The organism is Anatilimnocola aggregata (genome assembly GCF_007747655.1).
Lineage (GTDB): Bacteria > Planctomycetota > Planctomycetia > Pirellulales > Pirellulaceae > Anatilimnocola > Anatilimnocola aggregata.
In genome coordinates, this window is the sequence record NZ_CP036274.1 from 3,797,054 (window position 1) to 3,815,358 (window position 18,305).

An 18,305-nucleotide genomic window follows, 5' to 3' on the forward strand; every position below is an offset into this window, starting at 1 on the left:
GAATTTCGTTACACGCCTGCCGAAAAAACCGACAAGAACCGGCGATTGCCAATCGTGAACGTAAGAATCGACCGGGAAGTGACTTGAGGTGCGTTATTTCGCTGTGGGGATCAACTCCACAACGTCGCGATTTGGATCATGTTGCCCGCGGCCAAAGAACGTGAAAAGCCGGTCCTTATAAGGCACCAGCGGGCCAAGTCTCGGCAATGAATCTTTCAGTTCCGAGAGTGTGGCGCTTGTCCGTTCACTTCCGTCCGCCGGGTCCAACCAAACGAGTTGAAGGGCTGGCTTGTCTTTCTGAGCGACACGCTGGACTATGAGAATGGCCGAATCATCGGCCAGGCCATATGGCTGCAACTCCACGACCGGCTTGAACCACCGACGCTCGCCCGTCTTGGCATCGAGCGCCTGCAGTCCTAATTCCGTTTGCACCAGAATGTTGCCGAGTGAGACGCCAAAAACGCCGATCACGTCGGGGAGCAACGTCTCCCACAACTGCAGTCCGGTCGTCGGCTCAACACACACCACGGTTCGGGTGCCAGGCTGGCTGATTACCACATGGCCATCGACCAGTAGCGGGCGCTGATAGTTTTGCAGCACCCAGCGAGGATCTTCTTCACTGGGAACGACGACATGCTTCCGCAGCCAGGCAATCTGCCCGCGACCGTCCAGCGCGAGTGTCACGCCGCCCAAGGTGACAATTAGCTGATGGTCGAGCGGCAGCACTTCACAACAAGCACGTGCGCCCCAGGTATTACGCAGCCGAACTAGATCTCGTTGTTGCTGCAACTCGCCTGTGGCGGGATCGATTACATTCCAGCGCAACAGGCCCTCTTGCTGTTCCTGAGCGACGATGCTGAGAGCCACGATCTGGCCGTGAAGGTAGACCGGATCCGAACAGAAGAATTCGCGCTCACCGCGATCGGTGGTCCAGATCAGTTTGCCGTTGGATTTGTCGAGACAAACAATCTGCTGGCTGCGACTGTAAAGTTGGCGCGCAAGAATCTGATCGCGGAGAACGAGCGGTCGCATGGCAATCAGCGCAAAATCTTGCGCCTTCTGCATGCTTCCGGACGGTGCCTGGCTTTGCCACCTGCGCTGCCCATTGTTCAGGTCGTAAGCCGCCACTTGAAAGCGGTTCGACACGAACAGGGTATCACCTTCGACAGTCGCAGCCAGTTGTTTATCGGGCCAAGGGACCGCGTACTGATTTGTTTTGCGGCCCACTTCTTCCTGTGGGCGTTCGCCGGATGGTCCGTCGAGGCGACTCCGATTGTGAACAGTGAATTGCCCGGGCTGTGGCACCGTCAGCAGGCTTCCCGGCATCACATGCGTGGCAGAACCGACGGCGGAACTGGTGCCACGCGCACGCATTTCGGTGACAAGTGCTTCGAACGCAGGCGCGTCGAGTTTCAGATTGTTGAACTGCACGACCGCTGTGGCGGGGCTGCCTAAATCGCGACCGAGCATAGCGGCTGCCAATCGAATGCGCGGCGATAACTCGGCGGCGATGGAGGGATGACGTACTATCGCCTGTTGGTAATGGGCAATGGCTTCCTCAAACCAACCATTCGAAAGTGCTCGATCGCCCAGCCAGCGAAGCGCATCGGCCGATTCGGCAGTGGCACCGAATTGCACGGTCGCAAGTTCCACGGCGCTCGCATCCGCCGCGGCGATGGCCTGACCAATTCGCAACTTGGCAAGTGGACCGTAACGCTCGCCTAACGCAACGCGCAGCTGTGGAAAGTCACTAAGCAGCAGTTGCACAGCGACCGGCAGCGAGGTCAACAGCTGGCGATCCTTCACATACGGCGCGACGCCCGGCGCTGCTTCATGGTCGACTGAGGTGATGATTCGTGCGGCATCTTCCCAGGCTTCGCTTTCGAGCACCGCCTGCAATTCGCTCGTCAAGTTGTAAGTTTCTTTGCTGAGTTCTTCGACTAGCAGCGGCCGCCAGCCATCTCGCATGAGCGTTGTATTGGCGGTGGCTGTGGCCCTACTCGAACTTTCGCGCCGCGCGTGGGCTTCGGCCCAGGCAATTATCGGCATTGTTTCATCGACGTGGAAAAAGCGAAGTTGATCACAAATGGCCAGCAGTTCTGCCGGCTGCTGCTGATAGGCTCGCTGCAGCAGTTCGGTGCGAATGAGCGGTTCCAGTGGAACAAGAGGCGGACCATAGGGCCGGTTGGGTGTATGAATCGGAGTACTCATGTAGGTCCGGCGAACGGTCGACCAGGGCGGCAATTGTTGGTCTTCAAAGGCGTTCAGGCCGACTTTGGCAATCCGCTGCAGCAAGTTAATTCGCACCGCATCGCCGTCTTTCATGGAACCGACAAGTTGCATGGCATCGACGTGAACAGCAAGTTGTTCAGCGACAGGTAACTTCCGCAGTGCTGGCTCATCGAGCAGCATTTCCAGCAGCGGATATCCCAGATCTCGACCGGGGCAAGCGGCCAGTGTGCTGACAGCGCAGGCGATCCGCCACTCGACTTCGTTCTCTTCTGCAGGTTTTTGCTTCGCAATTTCCGCTTGCCAAGTCGCCAGATTAGCAGCCTGCGGCACCGCTACTGCCGTGGCTCTTTTTTCTTCCGTAGCAAGATTAGACAGTGCCGAAAGTTCGCGCAGTTCTACGCGTTGAATTGTCCCTTGGACACCGGGTCGCTTGCTGACGAGCAGCAGCCCGAAGGAGTCGATCCCGCCTTGCTGAGCTTCTTTGACAAATTCAGGCTGCCCCCAATTCTTCCCGTCGGACGACACCCACCACCTTAGCGAACCGCAGCCAAAACCGAACTTAATCCAAACCGACGTTGGATCGACGCAGGCTTCGACTTGATCGGAATAAGGAGGAGAAGCAAGTTCATGATCGCTGTCGACATAGCGACCGCGGGCCATGATGCGGTTCGTAGTCGTGTTGCGAACAAAACGGACGCAGTCATCCGGATTTCCCTGCTTTCGGCCGAGGTAAACAGCGAATCCAGGCGTGACGTCCTTTAAATGCAGAACAAGTTGATGTAGCCCTTGCTTGGGCAGAGGTGTCCAGCACCGGATATTCTTTTCAGTATTGTTGGCAGTGAACGACAGAGAACCGTCTGCATTAGCTTTGGGCTGCGAAATCTCTGGCGAGGACGAGGTCCAGTTGAGTTCCGCCGGACGATCGGTTTCGAACACAACCTTGTGGGGTGGATCGCTAATGATCGCGTCGATCGAGCGTAGCAACTGCAAACCGTAAAAGGTTGCACGGCCGTCGAAATAGACGTCGTCAGGTGGTCCGGGCAGTGGCGCGGTAACAAGCACAATATCACCGCGAGTGAGAATCACCTGCCCTTCGTGAAAGCGCAGATCGAGCGGGCCACCAAAACGAATTTCGGTGCGGAAGCAGCGCAGATCATCCGTTCCGGTGAGCGATAAAGTATTGGGTCGCGAAGTTTTTGGCTTGCGCGTAGTGGTATAAGCGGCCCAGCGCGAACTTTGGTCCTGATGATAAACGAGCGTGACGCCGGTATTGCCGTGATACAGATGAATTTGGAGCTTGTTGTAGTTCTCCAAAGACATACGCAGAAACGAGTCATTGAGCCAAGGGGACCTCAGTCTGGCGCGTCCTTCGAGCGAAGCACACTTGCCAAACTGCGTGTCGACTTCGTGCAGCCGATAACTGGCGTCGGGTGCTGCTTCGAACCAAGGCTGCAGCTGATCGCGGCGGAGAATCGCTTTCGTCAGATCAAATCGCCCGAAGGCCACCTCCTGAAACTTGGGCGGCTCAACGGTGGAATCGACAATGGCTTGCCATGGCAATGGCAAGGGTGCTGCCGGTTTCACCGGACTCTTCGTGGGGCCTTTGTCTGGAGTGCCTTCTCTCGAGCCTTGGACAGCTGGATGCGCGGGATCGATAGTCCCTGCGGCGGTTGCTCGATTGTCCAAAGCGTTGGCTGGTTGCTGTGGTTTCGTTAGGTCGTCGGTCTTGGTTTCGTCCGCAGCCTTGTCATTGGTCTGTGGATTCTCAGCCACTTCCGGCGTGCTGAACATCGACAAACCCACCATGCCCAGCACCGCAATCGTTGGCACAACGATCAGCAAAGTCAGCATGAGCAGGCTCAGGCCGGATCGCTGCGGTTGTTGCTGACGAGCGCGGGCAGCAATGTCTGCGGGAGTGAGCTTGAGCCGCGCGAGGGCCGTTTGCAGATAACTTTCGAGGTGAACATGGCTGGCGAGCGCTTCTCGCAAAGCTGGAGATTCTGCGATTCGCCGCTGCAGCAGTTCAATTTCCTCTAGCGTCAACTCCTCCGGCATTTTGTCGTCGAGTAGCCGCAACAATTCTTGATCGGTCATTCGCTACCCTTTAGCCTGTTATCGAGACACTGCTTGAGCGCGAGTCGGGCGCGATGAACCAGAAGCCGGACGGCACCTTCGCTGCGTCGCAGCGTATTGGCGATTTCGGCCATCTTTAATTGAGCACGATAGCGGAGGTCGATCGCTTGCCGCGCACTAGGTCCGAGCGATTCCATGCAAATCGGCAAGCCTTGCAACACATCGCTGCTGCTTTCGACCCGCTCTTGCACCATCTGATCGAGTTCCAGGCACAATTCCGTCCAGGCCACTTCGCGCCGCCGAGTAATGCGCTTGACATGCTCGCGGAGCAGATTCCGCGCGATTCCAATTAGCCACGGGCCCACCTGCGTAGCCCGCGAGAGTTTCTCTCGCCCCTGGTAGCAGCGGAGGAATGTCTCCTGGCAAAGGTCTTCTGCATCGGTCGAATCGAACAAGCGAGCCCGCAGATAGCCAAAGACGGTTTGCTGATAAAATTCGACGAGCGCAGTGAAGGCCTTTTGGTCACCTCGCTGCGCCGCCATTACCAGCCCGTGATGTGGCTCAACTCCAGCCGCACACACCGAATCGCTCGGTGACTCATTACCACCTTCTCGCCCATGCGCAGCAGTCCCTAGCACCAGAGCGGCTGACTCCATACTTCGCGCGGGTGGCTGAGACGATTCCATGAATGGGCGTACGAATCCAGATGCGTGTCGAAACAGATAGGGTGGGAACGGACAGGCAGGTGGGCAGCAGCGGATTGGCCCTGACCACGCTCCGCCTGACGCTTTTCCATCTTAGTCCGCAACTCCCCACCCTCGCAATCAACTGGTCGTCCATTCGGAAGTTGTTACGCGGCAAGCTTCAGCAGCGAACAAGTAATGGCCTAATTTGCCCTTGGTTTCGTTCGTTCCAAGAATGCATGAATCGAACGCCCCAGTGCGCGGCCATAGGCCTGATACCCTTCCTGAGTACTGTGCGGTGTGTTGTAGCTCGTTTCGAGTGTGACGGAGACTGCTGGCCGCTTGGTATTTACGGTAACCCAATTCTTGCTGATTTCGCGCCAAAGCGGGTGATATCCCGGGCCACTCTCCTTATGTTTCGGTGCCAGACTAAGTTTCTCCTGGCTGAGAAAAAGAGTCGCCGTATCGATCCATTCCTGTTGTCGGGCGGCCCTTTCTTTCGAGAGCAGCATCGCCGGACTGACGAAGAAAAACGGCTTCAAATCGTTTGGCGCTGGATTATGCAAATCGATGAACAAGTCAAACTCCTCCGCCTCGTCCATTTCTTGGATAAGCAACTGAGCGGCGCGAACCGCAGAGAAGACAGGTTCATTGCTCCAGTCGCGATTGTGGTCGTGAGGTTTCTGGTCTTTGCCCCCGGCCCCTAACTCGACATTGTCGATGTCCATGATGGGTATATAAACAATACGCGTGGTTGCACGCAGAGATTTAGCCTCCGCTTCATCCGAAATAAGCCAGTCGACAAATCCCGCACCGACCCAACGCGCTCCTGATTCCCAGGCGTGTTGTCCCGCTTGCAACCAGATGCCGCGGCGTTTGTTGCCATCTCTCGCCGGTGGATCCCAGCGCAAGGCGGGAATCTCGCTTCCTCCCTTGGTGGTCGCTAGTGTGAACTCCTTCGCACCGGTATCACGCTTGCTCGTACGCGCGATCAACTCTTTCGCGTGACTCAATTGAAACGGCGGTCCCCAGGCAAGCCAAACCCCTGGTTGCTCAAATTGCAGATCGTAAGTGATCTGATCTTTTTCGGAATTTCCCGGCGCGGTGTGCTGCCAGGTGCGACCATCGAGACTAAAGCTAGCACGGATGGGTCGGGCGAAGTTCATTCCTTTAACGATCAGCTGAATTCGCTCGCCGGGATGGATACCATTGAGTTTGAAACTCCACCAGCACTGCCATCCGGCGTCCTTGTGCGGTGCGGGACGAATGACAATGCGCCGCGCCGCTTGATCGAGAGAGTCAACCTGAGCTGAGCCGCCAGGGAACCGGCTATCGATACTCAATTCGGCAGTGGTGGTAAGTGAGACACAAATGGCGGCAGCGGCGAGAAATGTACTCATAAGTTTGTCCGGAGAGGATTGGTAAGAGGCGCTTATGACACCAATGTCAAAGTTTAACGATAAATTTGGTCATTGCGCAAGCAATTCCTTTGAGGGGGCCAGCATACCAAGACAGTCGTTGTATTTGTTAGAGACCGGACAAATGGTACGCCGATGGTAGGGGTGAGAAACTAACACCGTGGGTAACGGCATCCATTGTTGTCACCCATTTGAATGCCCTGGAACACTGCGATGCGACTTCACAGGCAATCAATTTTAGCGTTCCTGACGCTAATCCTCACCGGGCAACTCAGCACGATTTTTGGAGCGACGCCGCGGCGCATTGAACCATCGTGCGAAGTCGTTTCGCCGAACTGCGCCGCACCTCATAATTGCGCTCCTCCTCCCACCTGCGAAGCACCTCCGCCGAAGCGCTGCAAACCTTGTCAGCCGCCGCCCGCGGTCTACATGCAGCAGCCGACGGGAGTGTTCGTGCAACCGCAAGGTGCAGGTCCGGTGCGCGGTCCTGTGGATCAAACTGGTATCGAGGGCGCGACAATTACATTTCCCGAATTGAGTCTCCGGATGCCGTCGTTTCGGTTTCCGGCAATCTCACGATATCGATCGAACGCTCAAATGGAACTGGCTCCGAATGTAGCCCCATTTGTCGAAAACGCGGTTCAAGGCTTTCCCGCTGCAGCCCCACTGGCAGCCGCTCCTATGGCGGCGATGCCGATGGCCGCTCCCGCGATAGCACCATCTCAGTTTGCCACAGTCCAGATGTCGGCAGTGCCTCAATCCACTCCCACGCAAATGATGCAAGTTCAGGCCGTGCCGATGCAGTCGCAAATGATGGCAGTTCCTTCGATGGCTGCGCCCCAAATGATGCTGGTCCCGATCAGCCCTTCGTTGGTTCCTCAACAGGCACAACCATCACAGGTCGATCCGAACTCACAGCCCAATCAAGCTCCGCCACCGCCCTACCATTCGGTGCCGCAGTCTCGGCCACCAATGTGCGATGGTAACGCTGCTGTCTTTCTCGATCCGCTCGAAGAAAAACTTCGGCGCATCGAAGCTGCCGAACGTCGCTTGCAGGCCCAGGTGGCTGAACTGCAGCAAGTGATGAAGCAGTTGCCCAATCCAACGGCTGTCGTTCCGCGCGGCGAGCAGCGCTCGATTCCGCTACACCCCCTTGGTCCGAGCAGCATTCGTCCCACCGAAGCTCGTGAGCCGCTCGCGCCTCCTCAACCACCACCCGATCTTGGTCAGCGTCACGCGGTGCCCACAGTTAAATACTCGGCTCGGCCGGCCGGCTATTACTTGGAACAACCCCAACCACCACCAGTCAGCCAGGTGATCCGCGAACCCGGTGCACCCCGAGCGTTAATCACCGGCTTGAATCGTTAAGTGATCCCGTTGAGCTTCGGCGACCCGGAATTGCCAACTCGCCAAAATAGTGTACACTTGGAGGACCTCTTCGGGCGGCTAGCTCAGTTGGTTAGAGCACCATGCTCACACCGTGGGGGTCGCTGGTTCGAGTCCAGTGCCGCCCATTCTTTACTTTCGAAAAATCCCGGGAATTTAAGCATTCCCGGGATTTTTCGTTAGTATCTCCGCGCAGTGGATGTTGACTGTTCTCGCAGTCCCACCTGGTTTTCTTTGCGAGCGCTCCGAATGTTTTTCGCTGGTTATTTCCTGTTTCTTTTCGCAACAGGGAAAATGCTAAACTCAGCGACCACTTTCCTAAGGTTCTCTAACTCATCCGGAGTTGCGATGGCACTCTTCTCTCGCCAAGAAATTTTGAACCGCCTGCGTGCCAAGATTGCCGCTGGTCAGCCGATTGTTGGTGGCGGCGCTGGGACAGGAATCAGCGCGAAAATGTCCGAAGCGGGTGGCGTGGACTTGCTCGTGATTTACAACAGTGGTCGATTTCGCATGGCTGGACGCGGATCGCTATCGGGAATGATGCCCTATGGCGATGCCAATGCCATCGTCATGGAGATGGCGCGCGAGGTGCTACCTGTCGTGAGCATCACTCCAGTACTGGCTGGCGTGTGTGGGACCGATCCCTTTCGCATCATGAAGCTGTTTCTCAAACAGGTGGACGAAGCTGGCTTTTCGGGCGTGCAGAATTTTCCCACGGTTGGCCTATTTGATGGTACGTTTCGGCAAGGGCTCGAAGAGACCGGAATGGGCTACGGACAAGAAGTCGACATGATTCGCCAAGCCCATGAAATGAACATGCTCACAACCCCCTACTGCTTTGACGTCGACGAGAGTAAGGCGATGGCCGCTGCCGGGGCCGACATTATCATCGCGCACATGGGCCTCACTACCAAGGGAACCATCGGGGCCACCAGTTCCGTCACGCTCGCGGATTCCGTTACGCGAGTGCAGGCCATTCACGATGCTGCCAAACGCGTGCGCAGCGATGTGATTATTCTCTGCCATGGAGGGCCGATCGCTGAACCGGCGGACGCGCAGTATATTCTCGATCACACCACAGGGGTGACGGGCTTTTATGGCGCAAGTAGCATGGAGCGTCTTCCCGTCGAGCCAGCCATTCGTGATCGTGTTGCCGAGTTCGCAAAATTGAAAGTCAAATGCTAGGATCTTCTCTGATGATCCGACTTCTCTTACTTGCACTAACTGCGATATTTTTCACAGCCCACTATGCTCGTGGTGAGACTCACTCGAACATCCGCTAGATCAGCAGCGACGATTGCACCAGTAGTGACAAACCGCGGATTTGCCGGATTGACTATCGCGAAAGTCCCGTTGATTGAAACGGCAACTTAATCGATGTTCTCAATTTGCAATGCGAGAGACAAAGTCGACCATCGCAACCACCGATTCGCGGCCGAATCGGCGCTGAATGTGGCGAACCCATGGGTTGAACAATCGCGCAAGTGGGTTTCGTGGTCTCGAAAAAGCAGCCAGGTCGTACCACACTTGGCCCATTTCATCCTGTTCAATTAAGAAACGCTCTTCACCAGATTCTGCATGGTCGTTCAGCGTGCCGTAGCCGAACCCGCAGCGGCGGACAGGCTGAATCTCATCAATCTCATACAATACGCGGCAGGGATTGAGCCACCAGCAGCCGCCGATTCGAACCAGCATCCCGACGACATTTCCGACTCTCGGTGCACCAATTGGTGCATACAACTCGGTCCAACCGTTGCCGAACATCACCCACGACTCAATTGCCGCTCGCGCAGCGTGCCAAGCGGCATCGCCAGTGCCGATTACGACACGCCGATGGTCGAAAACAAATCCTGCAGGCGTTTCAACATTAGGAATGTCGCGCGTTACGCCGCAGAAATTGTACGAACAAGGTTCGCGCTGCTGAGCGGCAAGATAGGCGTGAACGCGATCAGGAGCAGGCTTGCGGAGCAGTATCATAGTGCTTGAACCGCACGAACACTGACTCACTTAACTTCCGGCGTTAACGGGCGTTCGTTCGCTTGGCCAGTTGATCGCGGATTTCTGCTGCCAGTTCATATTTTTCCGAAGCCACCGCCTCCTCGAGTCGTTCTTGCAACGTTTGGCCCACGCCGAAATGCTGACGCAACGATTCACGGAGTTCGATCAACCGGGTCACCAGTTCATCCTCGTCGTACTCTTCTTCAGCTTCGTAGTCGGCAAAGACTTTCCGAATCTGATCCAGCCCCTGGTTCAACGCTTCGACCGCTACCTCTGCGCCTCCTTCGCCAAGTGCAGCCAGCGCGGCCGCCTGCGTGCGGTGAAAGAGGACAAAAGGGCGGTATTGCTCGTGCGACAGAGTCCATTGATCATCGGGCGAAAACTCGCGGCAGAAGTCCATTAACGCGAGCGTGTGGTCGGCATCGGCCACGGCACTTTCGAACTCTCGCAGCGCCAGCCAACAGACTCGCCGATGATAATACTGCACAAATTCACGATCAGCTTCTTCGCACTCTTCTTCGGACATTTGAAATGTTTCGCCTTCAGCATCGGCTTTCTTTTTCAAATGTTCGTAGAAAGTGTCTTGCCCTTCGGGATGCGTGCCATCGGGACGACCTTGGACTTCGAGTTGCAACAGGCCGAGGTCGAGACGCATTTGCAGCACTTCACGACCGTCGTCCCCCTTCTTTTTGCGGACGCTGATCCCTTGCGGATCATACGGCCAATCTCGCAGTAGTCGATCGATGTTCTCTTTGCGTGCCATAGGTTGACCGGTTCTATTGGCGGAGGCCGCGACGGTCATCATCCGCCGCTCCCAGTCTCCGACACCAGCCAATTATACCAACGAGCCAACGCTTGGGGCAGCGGCACCCGCGGTTCTAATTTGGCCGTTTGGGGTAGGGGTACATGCGGGTAAATCGATTACGCCAGCGGTAGCGGCGATCGCTGCGAGCATGTGTTGCCGTCAGTCAGAGCTAGACAGTTTGTTATTCTCCATAAATCTTAGATCAGTCGGACGTCAGGTCCTGTGGCTGGGTTGTTGAAGTCGTTGGGGCCGGGGGCGGTGAGGGATTCGTCGGCCATGTCGGCGGCGTCCCAGCTGAAGAGGTCGCTGCCGTTGCCGCCCCAGGCGTCGTCGTCCGAGCCGTCGGGCGCGATGATGGGGAGCAGGGCAAGCACTTCGGGCGGTGGTGCAGCGGCGTTGGAGTTCCCCTGCCAGGCCGTCAGGAGTGCGAGCAGGGCTGCGTCGTTATCCATTGGGTCGCTGTAGGTGTTCGCCGCATAGGTCATCGTGTTGGGAGCCGAAGTCCAGGTGCTGTTCTCTTCACCACCCAGCCCACCGGTGATCAGCAGGTCGTTGCCGTCCCCACCCGAGAGCGTGTCGCTCCCCGTGCCACCGATTAGCACGTTGTTCCCCGAGTGACCCAGCAGCCAATCGTTACCGTCGCCGCCCGACAGCAGGTCGTTGCCGCTGTTGCCTTGCAGCGTATCGTTGCCGCTGTAGCCATACACCCGGTCGTCTCCGGCCCCGGCATCGACGCTGTCGTTACCAGCCCCGGCATGGATGTAGTCGTTGCCCCCACCGGAGTTCACCACGTCGTGGCCACCACCGGCATAGATCACGTCGGCTCCGTTGCCCGAACTGATCGAGTCGTTACCGTCGTTCGGGCCTTGGAAGTCCTGCGGAGTCGGGTCGCCCGGATTCGTCGGCGCGTTATCCCCCCAGATCACGTTCTGGCCTTCGCCACCTGTGATCTGATCGTTCCCGTCGCCACCCACCAGCCAGTCGTTGTTCGAGCCCCCCGCCAGCGAATCGTTGCCCGCTTCGCCATAGAACACGGCCGGGATCTTGGCCGTGGTCTGCGACATCGTGTCGACTCCGTTGCCGCCGTACAGCACGGCCTTGCCCGGCACGTTGTAGTTCATGATCGCGCCGCCGATGCGCACCCGCACCTGATGCGGAAGCGCGGCCGTGGCATTGGCCGAGATCTGCATCAGGTCGTTCCCCGTGGTCCCGCGGCCGAACACGTCGCCGATCTGCACGCCCGTCAACTTGCCGTTGTCGACCAGGTTGAGGTCTTCGATGCTGACCCAACTGAAGGGAGCCGTGTTGGCGCTGAGGACGTTCCCCGACGAACCGGCTCCCACGATCATCGCCGTGTTCTTCGGCACGTCCGTGACATCCAGGTTCAGCACATCGCCCACCGTATCGCCGGCCTGATTGAGCGCCGGCACCGGATCGCCACCGTCGATGAAGATGGTGCTTCCCCCCGCAGTCGCGGCCGTGGTCGGACGAATCAGCCGCGTCGTGGCGGGGACGGCTAGGCCCACGTGCATGGCTCCCGTGTTCCCGATGACCGGGGCCGGAGTTTCGCCGAAGATATCTTCACCATCGTTGCCGTACAGACTGATCGTCCCCACGCCGCTGGCCACGCGGGTGAACGGTAGCTCCGTCACCGGGGTGACCCCGCCCCATTGGTTCGACGTGAAGAGGAGGAACTGATCGTCGCCGTCGAAACCACGCAGGGCCACCGTGTTCAGGTCGTGCGGCACATTGGTCGGGGTGAACCGGCCGTCGATCGTGTCGCCCCCTTGCGTGCCCGTGTAATCGAAGCTGTCGATGTTGCGGAACGTCACCCCGCTGGCGTTGATTCCCGTCACCGCATAGTCCGCATTCATCCCGCCGGCTGCAGCAATCAGCACGTTCGGGTCAGCGGTCGTGTCGCCACTGTCGTCGATGAACAACTGATCGTTATTGCCCGCCAGGTTGTTGTCTTCCCCGTCGACCACCACCGGGCCGGCAATGTCGTCGACCGTCAGGCCCGGACCCGCGAGGAAGAACTGATCGCTGCCCAGACCACCCAGCAGCGTGACCAGTCCGGTGTTCGAACTGGTGCTGAGGACGCGGAGCGTGTCGGCGAGGCCGTCGTCCGTTGGACCACCGAAGCCGGTCGGATTGCTGCCGTCGAGCACGATGGTCGGGTTATTCGTCTGACCGCTGCCGAAGCTGGTCAGCGTCAGCGTGTCGCTGCCCCGCAGGCCGTAGACTTCGAAGCTGCTGAAGTTATCGCCGCTGAAGTCGAACGGCGTGTAACCGGTCGGCTGGACGCGGGTCTCACCACCACCGTTATCGGTCGTGTTGATCGTGTTGCCTGACAGGTCGCCCAAGATCTGCAGCCCACCGGCCGTGGCATTGAAGCCCGCCCGATTCACTTCGCTGACGCTGGTGAAGTAGGTGATCAGCGTGTTCGCCGGATTGGTCGTGCTGATCTCGCCGTCGTTCGCAGCAGTTCCCGAGCCACTGCCGATGCCGTACACCTGGGCGGTGCTGGCCAATCCCAGGTTGAACGTCAGCACATCGGTGCCTGCACCGCCGGTGAACAAGAACTCCGGCGTCCCCACCACGTTTGGATTATTCGTTACCCCAGGCACCGTGCCGACGAAGTCGGGCAGGCCCGTGCCGGTGTCGAACACTTCGACCGAGTCGTTCTGCCCGCCGCCGCGAATCTCCAGCGAGTTGATCGTGGCCAGGGTGCCGGTGTAGAAGTTGCCGGTGACCGGGCCCGTCCCCAGGCGATTGATCACCAGGTCGGCTCCGACCCGCTGCATCGTGAGTTGATTGTTGACCCCGTTATAGACCGGCGTGAGATCAATCAGCAGGTTCAGCGGACCGCCGGTCACGTCCTGCTCTTCGATGCTGACGTAGGTCACCGGGTCGAGCGCCGGATTGGCGGTCGGCGCGAACGAGAAGCCGCCGCTCCCCACGTCGCTGACCGTTTGCACGGTGAGTGCCGGGACCGTGATCACCAGGCGATCGCCGTCGGCCGTGCCGTGCGGCGCGTTGCCGTTCACACTGAACGAGGTCGTTGTCTGCGGATCGAAGTCGAACGTGTCATAGTCGTCGCCGCCGTTTAAGAACGTCGTGCCAGCGCCGCCGTTGACGGTGATCACACCATTGATCGTCACCGTCCCACCGCTTCCCGGCGCAACTTCTCCGACTCCATTCGACTCCCCATCGCCCGCATCCACATTCACGGTCACCTGCGTCAACGCGTTCACATCTCCATCCAACAACGCATCGTCACCCGCATTGAGCGTCACACTGCCACCGGAGGAGGTGAGGGCAGCGCCGAGCGGCAGGGTAATGTTCTCCCCGGTGGCTCCCGTATCGAGGCTGGTTAGCACGATCGAACCGGTCGCGGAACTGCTACCGAACAGATCGAGCGCGGAGTTCTCATGGATCGTCGTGCCGCCGGCCGTGGCCGTGAATGTGAGCGAGCCTAAGTTTAGCGCATTCCCCGCCGCTTCGCCGAGCGTGATGCTCGAAGCCGAGAAGGCTGCACTTCCGCTCACGCTGATCGCGGCAGTTGCGTCATCGGTTAGCGCGCCACCTGCAGTAATCGTGGCATTGCCATCAAACGCTGACAGCCCGAGCAAGTTGAGCGCATCGAGTTCGGTAATCGCAACGCTGCCAGTCATGCTGCTGAGCGTGGCATCGACCACGGCCGTTTCGATCGCATCACCGCTGCCGATGCCGGTGGCCGCTTGCAGGAAGATGTTCGGGCCTGTGACGTTGTTGTCGAGATCGCCATCGATGATCGCACCTTGCGCGACAAGCCGGCCGCCACTCGCCGTGGTCACATTCGCGATCGTCGCATCGCCCAGCGTCGTCAACTGATTCGCGCCGAGCGCCAACAAACCATCCACTTCATTCGCAGGGTCATCAATTCCCACAAACGACGACACCGTCTCGTCCGTCAACAATTGCAGTTCCGCGCCGGGCTGCACCGTCACCGTGCCCGCCATATCAGAAATCGTCGTTCCACCCTGCAATTGCAACGTGCCCGCGTTGACACTCGTGGTGCCCAGATAGCTATTCGTGCCAGTAAATGCTTGTACGCCATTTCCCGCCTTGATGACGCTACCAGTCCCACTGATGCCACCGCCAAAACTTGGCATGGCTTCGTTGTTGCCACCAACCGTGAGAGAATTAGTGCCGAGGATCACGTTACCCGATCCGAACAAGCCATCAATGGTATCGCTGGCCCCGACGTTGTAGGTGGCACCTAGCGCTACACTCACGTCGGTCGAATTAGAGAGCGACCCGGTGACCGATAGCGTTCCCGCAGAGATGGTAGTGGTGCCCTCGTAGGTGTTGGTACCGGTCAGTGCCAACGTGCCGAGGCCAGTCTTGGTAAGACTACCATTGCTGATGGCTGCACTAATGGTGAAATCGATGGCGGGAGTTGCCTGGCCGATATTGAATGTGCGTGTACCGCCCCCCAAGTCGAGGTTGCCAGAAATCAGCCCTCCAGTGCCCGTGTATGCGGTATTGATGTTGTAACTTAGGTTGCCATTGAGTGTGAGGGTGCCTGTTCCGGTACTAATGGTTGGCACCAGGGACGTCGCGCTGGCGTAAGAAATGGTGACGTCGGTCGTGGTTTGATTGAACCCGTTGAGATCGAGCCGCGTGGTCAGATTCGAACCTTCCCCGAGAGTAAGCGTTCCCGTCGGTGGCAGTACGTTATCGGCACCCAATCGCAGAACCTGGCTCGCGACGACTGTGTTGTTCCAACTGTAGGTCTTGCCGGCCGCACCGATGAACCAGGTGCCCGCGCCGGTTTTTGATAAGTTACCTCCCGTGAAATTAACGCTGCCCAGCAAACGGTTTGAGAGGCTGGTCGACGCTCCGCGAATAAAGAAAGTAGTACTGGTGAGCGCACCTGTGATGTCGCCAGTGACGGTCAGCGAACCTGAGCCTTCTGAGTAGATTTGAGCAACGCTGCCGGTGCTCGTAATATCGATGGGGCCTGAGAAAGTATTGTTGAGCGTTAAGTTCTGCAGCGCCACGCGGTTGGCGGAAAGGCCACTCAAGTGCAACGATTCTGGAACATCAATCGCCGTGGACTGTGGATTCAAGTTGAGCGCCGTGCCAATGCTGCCAGCAGCACCAGACTTGACAGTTGTGGCGTTTCCAGCACCGGAGGCACCCAGGGCGTTGCTATGTCGCAAATTGATGCTGGGTTTGTTGGTAATTGTGTTGCCAAAGTAAGTATTGTTGCCAGTCAGCGTCACCGATCCCGGCGTAGCCGAGGTTGAGGTCGAGATGAGCGTCAGGCTATCGACACCAGTGGTCCCGCCACTAATGATGCCGTCAATCGTAATTGCGAGCGCATTCGCATCGATCGTGCTAGTGCTTGATCCATTGAGCATGACGCCACGTGCTGCTGGAGAAACGATGTTGCCCGTCGCGAGCAGTGTGCCACCATTCAAGATCAGCGTGTTCGTAGAGGTCTCATTGCCGAGCGCAGCGCTCGTATTTGCAGATAAGATTCCGCCGCTGATGGTGGTGCTGCCTGAATAGGTATTGGTTCCGCTCAATGTAAGACGTCCGGCCCCGACCTTCACCAAATCGCCGGAACCCGAAATGGTTCCGCCGACTGTCACAATTCCAGCCCCGATATTGAACGTGCTGCCAGGCGCTAGTGCCAACGGCAAGTTGAGTTGATTGGTTCCCGACGAGGACACAATATCGTCTCCAGAATTGTTGAGAGCGATGCTGTTGCCGGTGAGCACATATCCGCCCGATGAGTACTGTAGCGTGTAACTGTTGCCGGCTGTGGTGTTGTTGACTTGTGTCAAATTGGAACCGCTGATATCGAACACCAAAGTGTCACCATCCGCTGGGAGAGAGTTCCCAGACCAGTTAGTGTTCCCTCCGCTATTGGTCGCCCAGTTGCTATCGACGTCACCCACCCACGTCAACGTAGCGGCTAGGACTGCGCGATCCTCCAGTTGTTCGAAAAGGGTACGACGCGCGCGGAGTGCAGCAGCGTATCGATTTCGCAAGCGGCGAAGTGCGAGGCGGGAAACAGTCGCGAAGCGTGTCATGAGGGTTAGCTTCCGGTGAAGTAAGGACGATCGGCGCGTAGCATTCCCATACGCAGTCCAAAGACAACGAAAAACGGGATAGCCGAGCAGTTAGCCAAGCGGGCAAGCACGGCTCAGCAAGTGGGCATGAGTTGGCGGGAAAGTGCGACTGCCGCACGGGAGTTGAAGTGGCCGTAACGCGAGCGCGACGGACGATTCAGCAAATGCTGCGATGTCGATTCGCCGCTCCAACGGAGGCTGTGAGAGTCAACTCCGGTTGCGAATCTACTCGCAGAATCCCTGCACGTAAGTAGCAGGACGACGAATGGGAAAGAGGATTTCGCCGTCGGAACTAAACCTAGTTGCTAACTGTGAGTTTGACAACGGTTGTATAGCTGTCTTCAAGAGACTGTGTGGTGTTTACCCGCAACTCATTGTTTTAAGTTGCGTTGATATCGAAAAGATGTGGAGTCATTTAGCTGGATTCCAGTCCATCGAAGCAATGGCTGACGGCTTCTGAAAGAGGGGGTGGCGATGATGCTCCGTCAAGTTGCCAATCAATTTGCTGCGGGATGCCGCATTCCTGACTTCATGCCCCGTTAGTTCTACTTATTTGCACTTTCGCGTAGTTGCAGAGCAGCCTCTCCGAAAGCGTGACCAATGCCCAGCATCGTTTTCGGACTGCCTAAATAGTGAAAGGGAAAGTCGCTGCCGACCTTGTTCCACTCAGCAACATGTTCTTTCCATCCCTTTTTGAAAACGGCGGCTGCGTCCTGGTCCCAATAGACGTCGGTCTTTACAAGCGCGGCGTTCGACTTAAATTCTGGCGAATCGAGCACCTTTGCCTGGGCAGCTTTGAACTTCTGAACGCCAACGCTCGGATTCACGCCATCGACTCCCATTTGTCCAATCACAAACGGTAGTTGGGGAACGTTCAGGTCCTTGCGCACGTCGCGAATGAAGTGTTGCAGATTGGTGGAGTATTCGGCCGTGTATTCAGCGTTAATCATATCGTTCCAGCCTTGAAACCAGATGAAGCCAGCCACTTCGTAACCTTGCTTTGCGTCCGCTGGGAAATGTGCCGGCAAATCTGCCAGCGTTTGCTTCACTTCCGCGAGCATGGCGCGATACGAGTTGCCGAACGATATTTTGATTTCGGCGAGTGTGGCGGCGGGCGTCTTTTTTTGCTGTTGCGCGAGTATCTTTTGCAGCACTTCATCTGTTGGCAGCCCTGCACTGGGAGAGCGAAAGTCGCGATAAAGACTTCGGCCGCCCCAGGCCGTTTTGATGAGGAGCACTGGTTCCGAGAAGTGGTTGCCGACGACAGTGCCAAACTCCAATTCGGGCCCGATGCACTTGGGCGAACCATAGCCCACGGTCAGCGGTCCGGCGCGGTCGAAGAACTTGATGCGGACGTCGTCACGCTCAAGCCACTTGCCGTCGCGTCGCCAATGTTGAAATAACTCGCGCGTGGCTGGTTGTTCGATTTGATAGTCGAGGAGCGAGACTTTGGCCTTCCCTTCCATATTCGACTGACCGGCGAGTATGTAAACCTTGATGGGGCCTAGCTCCTCGGACCCCAGCACCGGGGCAATGGCAAAAGCGAACAACGACAGGGCGAACATACGAAGGTAGTTCATGGCAG

General features: G+C 57.7%; 9 protein-coding genes and 1 tRNA gene. 3 read left to right on the forward strand and 7 right to left on the reverse strand.

From position 1 onward, the window contains the following. Positions 1-93: 93 nt before the first annotated feature. The 3 genes from ETAA8_RS14510 to ETAA8_RS14520 form a co-directional block, all read right to left on the reverse strand. Positions 94-4,326 carry an outer membrane protein assembly factor BamB family protein gene (locus ETAA8_RS14510; protein ID WP_145089369.1) on the reverse strand — a complete coding sequence of 1,411 codons (4,233 nt, stop codon included), beginning with the start codon at positions 4,324-4,326 and terminating at the stop codon, positions 94-96. Further along, positions 4,323-4,991: an RNA polymerase sigma factor gene (locus ETAA8_RS14515; RefSeq protein WP_145089372.1), complete on the reverse strand. Its 669-nt coding sequence runs from the start codon at positions 4,989-4,991 to the stop codon at positions 4,323-4,325. Before ETAA8_RS14515 ends, ETAA8_RS14510 begins: the two co-directional genes overlap by 4 nt. A gap of 200 nt (positions 4,992-5,191) precedes the next feature. Beyond that, the gene (locus ETAA8_RS14520) at positions 5,192-6,388 is read right to left on the reverse strand and encodes a M14 family zinc carboxypeptidase (RefSeq protein ID WP_145089375.1); all 1,197 of its coding nucleotides are present in this window, start codon (positions 6,386-6,388) and stop codon (positions 5,192-5,194) included. A 615-nt stretch (positions 6,389-7,003) separates the two neighbouring features. Here ETAA8_RS14520 and ETAA8_RS14525 point away from each other — a divergent pair. The 3 genes from ETAA8_RS14525 to ETAA8_RS14535 all read left to right on the forward strand — a co-directional run bounded on the left by ETAA8_RS14525 (position 7,004) and on the right by ETAA8_RS14535 (position 8,977). Then, complete coding sequence (locus tag ETAA8_RS14525) at positions 7,004-7,774, forward strand: hypothetical protein (RefSeq protein WP_145089378.1); 771 nt, start codon at positions 7,004-7,006, stop codon at positions 7,772-7,774. A gap of 72 nt (positions 7,775-7,846) precedes the next feature. Beyond that, a tRNA-Val gene (locus ETAA8_RS14530) sits at positions 7,847-7,920 on the forward strand. Between the two features lie 220 nt (positions 7,921-8,140). Then, positions 8,141-8,977 carry a phosphoenolpyruvate hydrolase family protein gene (locus ETAA8_RS14535; protein WP_145089381.1) on the forward strand — a complete coding sequence of 279 codons (837 nt, stop codon included), beginning with the start codon at positions 8,141-8,143 and terminating at the stop codon, positions 8,975-8,977. 198 nt (positions 8,978-9,175) lie between these two features. Here the strand turns inward: ETAA8_RS14535 and ETAA8_RS14540 are convergent, their stop codons facing one another. The 4 genes from ETAA8_RS14540 to ETAA8_RS14555 form a co-directional block, all read right to left on the reverse strand. Continuing rightward, positions 9,176-9,769: a DUF1990 family protein gene (locus ETAA8_RS14540; protein WP_145089384.1), complete on the reverse strand. Its 594-nt coding sequence runs from the start codon at positions 9,767-9,769 to the stop codon at positions 9,176-9,178. Positions 9,770-9,812: 43 nt separating this feature from the next. After that, a complete protein-coding gene (locus ETAA8_RS14545) occupies positions 9,813-10,553 on the reverse strand; it encodes a UvrB/UvrC motif-containing protein (protein ID WP_145089387.1) in 741 nt (246 codons plus the stop codon). Positions 10,554-10,792: 239 nt separating this feature from the next. Continuing rightward, the gene (locus ETAA8_RS14550) at positions 10,793-16,681 is read right to left on the reverse strand and encodes a beta strand repeat-containing protein (protein ID WP_145089390.1); all 5,889 of its coding nucleotides are present in this window, start codon (positions 16,679-16,681) and stop codon (positions 10,793-10,795) included. A gap of 584 nt (positions 16,682-17,265) precedes the next feature. Further along, positions 17,266-18,300 (reverse strand): sialate O-acetylesterase, encoded by a 1,035-nt coding sequence (locus tag ETAA8_RS14555; RefSeq protein WP_145089393.1) that lies wholly within the window; start codon positions 18,298-18,300, stop codon positions 17,266-17,268. Positions 18,301-18,305: the final 5 nt, after the last annotated feature.